The organism is Streptomyces sp. NPDC050674 (assembly GCF_040654575.1).
Lineage (GTDB): Bacteria > Actinomycetota > Actinomycetes > Streptomycetales > Streptomycetaceae > Streptomyces.
This window is the reverse complement of sequence record NZ_JBFAIG010000029.1, coordinates 59,116-67,436: the sequence shown is the minus strand read 5'-3', so window position 1 is coordinate 67,436 and position 8,321 is coordinate 59,116. Positions and strand designations below refer to the sequence as shown.

The following is an 8,321-nucleotide window of genomic DNA, read 5'->3' as shown; positions in this document are numbered from 1 at the left end:
GCCCGGTTACATTCCGAACCCGGAAGCTAAGCCTTACAGCGCCGATGGTACTGCAGGGGGGACCCTGTGGGAGAGTAGGACGCCGCCGAACAATTCTTAGAGCTCTGGCTCTCGGGTTAAGCCCGAGAGCCAGAGCTTTTTTGCGTTGAGGTAGGGTCAGGGAGCATCGTTGGCACGTTTCCCACAGGAGGCCCCCGGGTGGAGGTTCAGGAGACTCGCGTCCAGACGGACCGTGTGCTCACCATCCCGAACATCCTCAGCATGGCTCGACTCGTCGGCGTACCCGTCTTCCTGTGGCTGATCCTGTGGCCTGAGTTCGGTGGGCCCAAGAGTGACGGCTGGGCCCTTCTGGTGCTCGCTCTGAGCGGCGTCAGCGACTACCTGGACGGCAAACTGGCCCGCCGCTGGAACCAGATCAGCAGCCTCGGCCGGCTCCTCGATCCCGCCGCCGATCGGCTCTACATTCTGACGACCTTGGTCGGCCTCACCTGGCGTGAGATTCTGCCCCTCTGGTTGACCGCGGTACTTGTCGCGCGAGAGCTCGTCCTGCTGGTCATGGTGGGCATCCTGCGGCGGCACGGCTATCCGCCGCCCCAGGTGAACTTCCTGGGCAAGGCCGCCACCTTCAACCTGATGTACGCCTTCCCCCTGCTTCTGCTCAGTGACGGAACTGGCTGGATCTCGTCACTCGCTGCTATTTTCGGATGGGCGTTCGCCGGATGGGGTACAACGCTGTACTGGTGGGCAGGAGTCCTCTACGTGGTACAAGTCCGCCGCCTGGTCCGTGCGGATGCCACGGCCGATTGAACTCCCGGATGGTCCTGCTGCCGTAGCGGAGCGATGGCCCGTGCTGGATAAGTGCGGGACAATCCTGGCGGGGGAGGTCGGCTAGACCGTCTCTTCGAGGAGGACGCTTCCGACATGAAGGCCGTCGTGATGGCCGGAGGCGAAGGCACGCGCCTTCGCCCTATGACCTCAAGCATGCCCAAGCCGCTCCTGCCGGTGGCAAACCGGCCGATCATGGAGCATGTTCTGCGGCTGCTCAAAAGGCATGGGCTCAATGAAACAGTCGTGACTGTCCAGTTCCTGGCCTCGCTCGTCAAGAACTACTTCGGTGACGGCGAAGAGCTTGGTATGGAGCTCACCTATGCCAATGAGGAGAAGCCACTCGGTACCGCCGGAAGCGTCAAGAACGCCGAAGAGGCGTTGAAGGACGACGCCTTCCTTGTCATCTCCGGCGATGCCCTGACGGACTTCGACCTCACCGAGCTCATCAATTTCCACAAGGAGAAGGGCGCGCTGGTCACCGTCTGCCTGACGCGTGTGCCCAACCCGCTGGAATTCGGTATCACCATCGTCGACGAGGAAGGCAAGGTGGAGCGCTTCCTCGAGAAGCCCACCTGGGGCCAGGTCTTCTCCGACACGGTGAACACCGGCATCTATGTCATGGAGCCCGAGGTCTTCGACTACGTCGACCCCGACGTGCCCGTCGACTGGTCCGGTGACGTCTTCCCGCAGCTGATGAAGGAAGGCAAGCCCGTCTACGGCTACATCGCCGAGGGCTACTGGGAGGACGTCGGCACCCACGAGAGCTATGTGAAGGCGCAGGCCGATGTCCTCGAGGGCAAGGTCGACGTCGACATCGACGGGTTCGAGATCTCCCCGGGCGTATGGGTCGCCGAAGGCGCCGAGGTCCACCCGGACGCCGTTCTGCGCGGGCCCGTCTACATCGGTGACTACGCCAAGGTCGAGGCCGGCGCCGAAATCCGCGAGCACACGGTCGTGGGCTCCAACGTGGTCGTCAAGAGCGGCGCGTTCCTGCACAAGGCCGTCGTCCACGACAACGTCTACGTGGGACCGCACAGCAATCTGCGCGGCTGCGTGGTCGGCAAGAACACCGACATCATGCGCGCGGCGCGGATCGAGGACGGGGCGGTCATCGGTGATGAGTGCCTGATCGGTGAAGAATCGATCGTCCAGGGCAATGTGCGGGTCTATCCGTTCAAGACCATCGAGGCCGGTGCTTTCGTCAACACCTCGGTGATCTGGGAGTCAAGGGGCCAGGCGCATCTGTTCGGTGCCCGTGGTGTCTCCGGCATCCTGAACGTGGAGATCACGCCGGAACTGGCGGTCCGACTGGCGGGTGCGTACGCGACGACCCTGAAGAAGGGCTCGACCGTCACCACGGCCCGTGACCACTCGCGTGGTGCCCGCGCGCTGAAGCGGGCGGTGATCTCCGCGTTGCAGGCCAGCGCCATCGACGTGCGCGACCTGGAGAACGTGCCGCTGCCCGTGGCCCGGCAGCAGACCGCGCGAGGCAGCGCGGGCGGCATCATGATCCGGACCACGCCCGGGGTGCCGGACTCGGTCGACATCATGTTCTTCGACGGGCAGGGCGCCGACCTGTCGCAGGGCAGCCAGCGGAAGCTGGACCGGGTGTTCGCGCGGCAGGAGTACCGCCGTGCCTTCCCCGGGGAGATCGGTGACCTGCACTTCCCGGCCAGCGTCTTCGACTCGTACACCGGGTCGCTGCTGCGGAACGTCGACACGACCGGGATCGCGGAATCCGGGCTCAAGGTCGTCGTCGACGCCTCCAACGGAAGCGCCGGTCTCGTGCTGCCGAGCCTGCTCGGCAAGCTCGGGGTGGACTCGCTGACGATCAACCCCGGTCTCGACGAGTCCCGGCCGACCGAGACGGCCGACATGCGGCGGTCGGGGATGGTGCGGCTCGGGGAGATCGTGGCGTCCTCGGGTGCCGCGTTCGGTGTGCGGTTCGACCCGGTCGGCGAGCGGCTCTCGCTCGTCGACGAGAAGGGCCGGATCATCGAGGACGACCGGGCACTGCTCGTGATGCTGGACCTGGTCGCGGCCGAGCGGCGCAGCGGCCGGGTCGCGCTGCCGGTGACCACGACCCGGATCGCCGAGCAGGTGGCGGCGTACCACGGGACGCAGGTCGAGTGGACGACCACCTCGCCCGACGACCTCACGCGCGTGGGCGGTGAGGAAGGGACGATCTTCGGCGGTGACGGCAAGGGCGGTTTCATCGTCCCCGAGTTCAGCAGCGTGTACGACGCCACGGCGGCCTTCGTGCGGCTCATCGGCCTGGTGGCGCGCACGCAGCTCACGCTGAGCCAGATCGACGCGCGGATCCCGCGGGCGCACGTCCTGAAGCGGGACCTGGCGACCCCGTGGGCCGTCAAGGGGCTCGTGATGCGGCGGGTCGTCGAAGCGGCCGGAGACCGCTTCGTGGACACCACCGACGGTGTGCGGGTGGTGGAGACCGACGGCCGTTGGGTGATGGTGCTGCCCGACCCGGCCGAGGCCGTCACCCACCTGTGGGCCGAGGGGCCGGACGACGCCTCCGCGCAGGCCCTGCTGGACGAATGGTCGGCGGTCGTGGACAGCGCCGGCCGGTAGACGGGCTGCACGCGTGCGTGCCGGACAAGTGTCCCCAACGGGGCCTGTCCGGCACGCCGCAGGGCCCGTTCGGAGGTAGTGCTCGCGACATGCGACGATGTGCGGCATGCCGCAGCAACCCCCCATTCGGAGCACACCCGCGCGGCCCCGGCGCCCGGACGCGTCCATGTCGTTGCTGACCAACGTCATGGACCACAGCCTCGACGACGGTTACGCCGAGGCCGCCGCGCGCAAGAAGGCCGTGGGCGACAGCGGCATACCGAAGACGCTCAGGGCGAAGCTCGGACTCGCCGCCGGCCTGGTGCTGGCGGCTTTGATCGTGACCGTCGGGGCTGCGCAGGCACGGGTGGCCGCTCCGGTCGTCGCCAAGGAGCGGGGCGAGCTGGTCGACCGCATCGACCGGGAGACCGAGACCGCGGACAAGCTGGAGGATTCCGTCGACGAGCTGCGCGCGGACGTGAGCGCGCGCCAGCGCGAGGCGCTGAAGCACAGTGGCGGCAGTGCGGACTCCGACCTGACGGGCATCCTGTCCGGCGCGGTCGCGGTGCACGGCCCCGGTGTGAAGCTGGTCGTGAACGACGCCAAGGAAGCCGCCTCGGGCGGTGACGGCAACCCGCGTGAGACCTCCGGCTTCTCCGACACCGGCCGGGTACGTGACCGGGACATGCAGCGCGTGGTCAACGGGCTGTGGGAGTCGGGCGCCGAGGCCGTCTCCATCAACGGGCAGCGGCTGACGGCGCTGTCCGCGATCAGGGCCGCGGGGGACGCCATACTGGTCGACAACAAGCCGCTGGTGCCGCCGTACACGGTGCTCGCGGTGGGGGACGGGCAGCGGTTGAGCACGCGGTTCCAGAACAGCGCCGACGGGTTGTACCTGCACGCGCTGCAGGAGAGCTACGGCATCAGGACAGGCATCTCCGTGGAGGACGACCTCCGGCTGCCTGCCGCGCCGAGTGTGACCGTACGTACAGCACAGCCGAGCATCGAGAAGAGCGAGAAGGGCACATCGTGATCGCCGTACTGGGCCTCGTGGTGGGAGTCGTGGCCGGCCTGTTGGTCCGGCCTGAGGTTCCGGCGGTGGTCGAGCCTTATCTGCCGATCGCTGTCGTGGCGGCGCTCGACGCCGTCTTCGGCGGTCTGCGGGCCATGCTCGACGGCATCTTCGACGACAAGGTCTTCGTGGTGTCGTTCCTGTCGAACGTGGTCGTGGCCGCGCTGATCGTGTTCCTGGGCGACAAGCTCGGCGTGGGTGCGCAGCTGTCCACCGGTGTGGTGGTCGTCCTCGGCATCCGGATCTTCTCCAACGCCGCGGCGATCCGCCGGCACGTGTTCCGGGCGTGAGGCCGATGAGCGAGCACGACGACAAGCCCGCCGAGGACCGGGACGGCGCGCGCGACGGCGGTGCCGAGTCCGGGAGCAGGCTGCGCAAGGAGCTGCCCCAGGAGGTGCCCGCGGCGGTGCCCCCCGCCCCCGCCGAGGAGGCGCCGAGGGAGCCGGAGCCGGTACCGCGACCGCAGCCGGACGCCGAGCCGCGGCTGACCGGCCGGCAGCGGCTGGTGCAGGGAGTGTGGCCGCCGCGGGTCACCCGGGCCCAACTCATCGTCGCGGTGCTGCTGTTCGGCCTGGGATTCGGGCTGGCGGTGCAGGTGGCCTCCAACAGTGACAGCGACAGCGCCCTGCGGGGAGCGCGGCAGGAAGATCTTGTCCGCATCCTCGATGAACTGGATGACCGTACTCAGCGTCTAGAGGACGAGAAGCAAGGTCTCGAGAAGCAGCGTGACGAGCTGGAGAACAGCTCCGACCAGGCCGAGGAGGCCCGGAAGCAGACGATCGAGAAGGAGAGGCAACTCGGCATCCTGGCGGGCACGGTGGCCGCGCAGGGGCCCGGCATCACCATGACGATCCAGGACACGAAGGGGACGGTCGAGGCGGACATGCTGCTCGACGCGATCCAGGAGCTGCGCGCGGCGGGCGCCGAGGCGATCCAGGTCAACGGCGTACGGGTCGTCGCCGGCACGTACCTGACGGACTCGGGCAAGGGCGTCGGCGTCGACGGGAACAAGATCAACGCGCCCTATCGTTTCAAGGTCATCGGCAAGCCGCAGGACCTCGAGCCGGCGCTCAACATCCCCGGAGGCGTGGTGCAGACTCTCGAGAAGGAACAGGCCACCGTCGCGATCGAGCGGTCGACCAAGATCGTCGTGGACGCCTTGCGAGCAGCGAAGCGGCCTGACTACGCTCGGTCGTCCTCGCAGTGAACCGGGGGTGCATGGGCGGCGTCGGGCGAGGGCATGAGGTTGCGGGGGGTCGGCGCACCGAATGGGCGGTGCGTGGTGGAAACTGTCTGGTGCAGACGGACGTTGTCAGGATGTCCGGGTCGGCCAGAGTGTTCAGTCAGGGTTCGTCCTGCCCCACGGGCGGGTCTGTTTCGGTCAAGGGGAATCGCCCGTGAAGTTGTTTGCGAAGTTGTTCGGCAAGAGCGCGCGAGAGGGCAGCGACAACGCCACCGCCCGTCATCGCGCACAGCCTGACGCGGAAGGCCAGCGACCGCTGTTCCGGGACCAGGTCGGCGGCCCGGGCGGCGATGTCTCCGGTGGTCAGGGCGCTCCTTCGGTTGACCCTGCGCAGCCCGGCGGAATAGGTTTCGGGCAGCCGTCAACCTCAGGTGCGGGTGGAGCGTTCTCCGACCCGTACGCGTCCAACGCCCCCGGTGGGCAGCCGCGGCAGGAGGATCCGATGTCGGCCTTGGTGTGTACGAGGTGCGGTAACCGCAACGGGGAGAACAGCCGTTTCTGCTCCAACTGCGGCGCGCCGCTGCGGGCGGGTGCGACGCCGGAGCGTCCGTCCGAGACGACCTCCACGATCTCCATCTCCGGTCTCGAGGCCTACGACAGCGAGACCACCGGCCAGACGCCGATGCCGACGCTGTCCCCCGAGGCGCAGGCGGCCGTCGACGCGCTGCCGCTGGGCTCCGCGCTCCTGGTGGTGCGCCGCGGTCCGAACTCGGGCAGCCGCTTCCTGCTGGACGGCGATCTGACCACGGCCGGTCGTCACCCGCAGAGCGACATCTTCCTGGACGACGTGACGGTCTCCCGGCGCCATGTGGAGTTCCGCCGCGGTCAGGACGGCTCGTTCACGGTGGCCGACGTGGGCAGCCTCAACGGCACGTACGTCAACCGCGAGCGGATCGACCAGGTCGCGCTGAACAACGGCGACGAGGTGCAGATCGGCAAGTACCGGCTGGTCTTCTACGCCAGCCAGCGGGGCTACTGACCGGGCTGCGTCCCGCGAGGCCCCGGCGAAGGTCCGTCCGTCAGGGAAGGTCCATGCTGCAAACACCGAGCGGCGGTGCCGGGCACGGCGCCGCCGCCACGGACAGCGGGCTGATGAGCATCGGCACGGTGCTGAACGTGCTGCGCGACGAGTTTCCCGAGGTGACCATCTCCAAGATCCGTTTCCTGGAGTCGGAGGGGCTCATCGAGCCGCAGCGGACCCCCTCGGGGTATCGCAAGTTCAGCGCCCGCGACGTCGAGCGTCTCGGACAGGTCCTGAGGATGCAGCGGGACCACTATCTGCCTCTGAAGGTGATCCGCGAGCACCTGGCGGCCAGGGAGCGCGGTGACGCCGTCGCGCTGCCGGTCGTGGGCCGCCGGCGTGACGGTGAAGCGGTGCCCCAGCCGTCCGAGGGGCCCACAGCGGCCAGGATCGGCCGTGAGGAGCTGCTCGCCGCCGCCGGGGTCGACGAGCCGGAGCTCAAGGAGTGGGAGTCCTACGGGCTGCTCACCCCACTGGAGGACGGGTCCTACGACGCGGAGGCGGTCACGGTCGCCTCGCTCATCACCGAGCTGGGGCGGTTCGGGATCGAGCCGCGCCACCTGCGTGTGATGAAGGCAGCCGCCGACCGGGAGGCCGGGCTGGTGGACCAGGTGGTGGCCCCGCTGAGGCGGCACCGGAACCCGCAGACGAGGGCCCACGCCGAGGACCGTACGAAGGAACTGGCGGGGCTGACGGTGAAGCTGCACGCCGCGCTCGTGCAGACGGCGCTCGGGGTCCGGCTGCCCTGACGCGGCGGGCGTTCGAGGGGCCGGATCAGGCGCCCTGTCCCGGCCCGACTACCCAAACGTCCCGAGCACGGCCTAGGGTTGCTGTGTGAACGAGCTCGATGTCGTAGGTGTCCGGGTCGAAATGCCCTCCAACCAACCGATCGTGCTGCTGCGTGAAGTGGGAGGCGACCGTTACCTCCCCATTTGGATCGGGCCGGGGGAGGCGACGGCGATCGCCTTCGCCCAGCAGGGCATGGCTCCCGCGCGGCCGCTGACCCACGACCTGTTCAAGGACGTGCTGGAAGCGGTGGGCCAGGAGCTCACGGAAGTGCGCATCACGGACCTGCGTGACGGCGTCTTCTACGCGGAGCTGGTGTTCGCCAGCGGCGTCGAGGTGAGTGCCCGCCCGTCCGACGCCATAGCGCTCGCGTTGCGCACCGGGACGCCGATCTACGGCAGTGACACGGTGCTCGACGACGCGGGGATCGCGATCCCGGACGAGCAGGAGGACGAGGTGGAGAAGTTCCGCGAGTTCCTCGACCAGATCTCGCCGGAGGACTTCGGCACCAGCAGTCAGTGAGTTCCGCGGTCGGCGGAAGCGGTCGGAGCGGCGTGTGGGCGGCCCGGCGGACGAAGTGGTCCGCGGCGGGGTCGCCCGCCGTATGTGTGAGGGTGAATTGCCCGCATGTGCCGGTGGCGTGTGAGTGCGTCATACGGCCCGTGCGGACCACATTCGGCTAGCCTTTCCCCGCGGTGGGGCACGGGAAACCACTCTCAGGGTGATTATCACTCGGCGTGGCGAGTGTGGCGATCGTTGACGCACCCCTGGTGACTGCCTACCGTCGAGAAGGCAGGTCAAGG

General features: G+C 68.4%; 8 protein-coding genes and 1 rRNA gene. All 9 read left to right on the top strand.

The genetic code is table 11. From position 1 onward, the window contains the following. A 5S ribosomal RNA gene (gene rrf / locus AB0I06_RS32790) occupies nt 1-91 on the top strand; the annotation flags it as partial. Between the two features lie 107 nt (nt 92-198). Continuing rightward, nucleotides 199-807 carry a CDP-alcohol phosphatidyltransferase family protein gene (locus tag AB0I06_RS32785; RefSeq protein WP_363122503.1) on the top strand — a complete coding sequence of 203 codons (609 nt, stop codon included), beginning with the start codon at nt 199-201 and terminating at the stop codon, nt 805-807. Nucleotides 808-921: 114 nt separating this feature from the next. Beyond that, the gene (locus tag AB0I06_RS32780) at nt 922-3,417 is read left to right on the top strand and encodes a mannose-1-phosphate guanyltransferase (protein WP_363122502.1); all 2,496 of its coding nucleotides are present in this window, start codon (nt 922-924) and stop codon (nt 3,415-3,417) included. A 97-nt stretch (nt 3,418-3,514) separates the two neighbouring features. Beyond that, a complete protein-coding gene (locus AB0I06_RS32775; RefSeq protein ID WP_363122501.1) occupies nt 3,515-4,429 on the top strand; it encodes a DUF881 domain-containing protein in 915 nt (304 codons plus the stop codon). Next, nucleotides 4,426-4,758 carry a small basic family protein gene (locus AB0I06_RS32770; protein ID WP_003988855.1) on the top strand — a complete coding sequence of 111 codons (333 nt, stop codon included), beginning with the start codon at nt 4,426-4,428 and terminating at the stop codon, nt 4,756-4,758. The genes AB0I06_RS32775 and AB0I06_RS32770 overlap by 4 nt, the downstream gene beginning before the upstream one ends. Nucleotides 4,759-4,763: 5 nt before the next feature. Continuing rightward, nucleotides 4,764-5,675, top strand: coding sequence for a DUF881 domain-containing protein (locus tag AB0I06_RS32765; protein ID WP_363122500.1), 912 nt, complete (start codon nt 4,764-4,766; stop codon nt 5,673-5,675). Between the two features lie 61 nt (nt 5,676-5,736). Continuing rightward, complete coding sequence (locus tag AB0I06_RS32760) at nt 5,737-6,690, top strand: FHA domain-containing protein (protein WP_363122499.1); 954 nt, start codon at nt 5,737-5,739, stop codon at nt 6,688-6,690. 53 nt (nt 6,691-6,743) lie between these two features. Continuing rightward, entirely contained in the window at nt 6,744-7,481 is a 738-nt protein-coding gene (locus AB0I06_RS32755) for a MerR family transcriptional regulator (protein ID WP_363122498.1), read from the top strand. A gap of 85 nt (nt 7,482-7,566) precedes the next feature. Continuing rightward, nucleotides 7,567-8,040 (top strand): bifunctional nuclease family protein, encoded by a 474-nt coding sequence (locus tag AB0I06_RS32750; RefSeq protein ID WP_190897230.1) that lies wholly within the window; start codon nt 7,567-7,569, stop codon nt 8,038-8,040. Nucleotides 8,041-8,321 lie beyond the last annotated feature (281 nt).

Excerpts from the sequence above, each read along its gene's own strand:
- AB0I06_RS32780 (WP_363122502.1), top strand. The coding sequence starts at position 922 with ATGAAGGCCGTCGTGATGGCCGGAGGCGAAGGCACGCGCCTTCGCCCT.
- AB0I06_RS32755 (WP_363122498.1), top strand. The coding sequence starts at position 6,744 with ATGCTGCAAACACCGAGCGGCGGTGCCGGGCACGGCGCCGCCGCCACG.
- AB0I06_RS32765 (WP_363122500.1), top strand. The coding sequence starts at position 4,764 with ATGAGCGAGCACGACGACAAGCCCGCCGAGGACCGGGACGGCGCGCGC.
- AB0I06_RS32760 (WP_363122499.1), top strand. The coding sequence starts at position 5,737 with ATGGGCGGTGCGTGGTGGAAACTGTCTGGTGCAGACGGACGTTGTCAG.
- AB0I06_RS32775 (WP_363122501.1), top strand. The coding sequence starts at position 3,515 with ATGTGCGGCATGCCGCAGCAACCCCCCATTCGGAGCACACCCGCGCGG.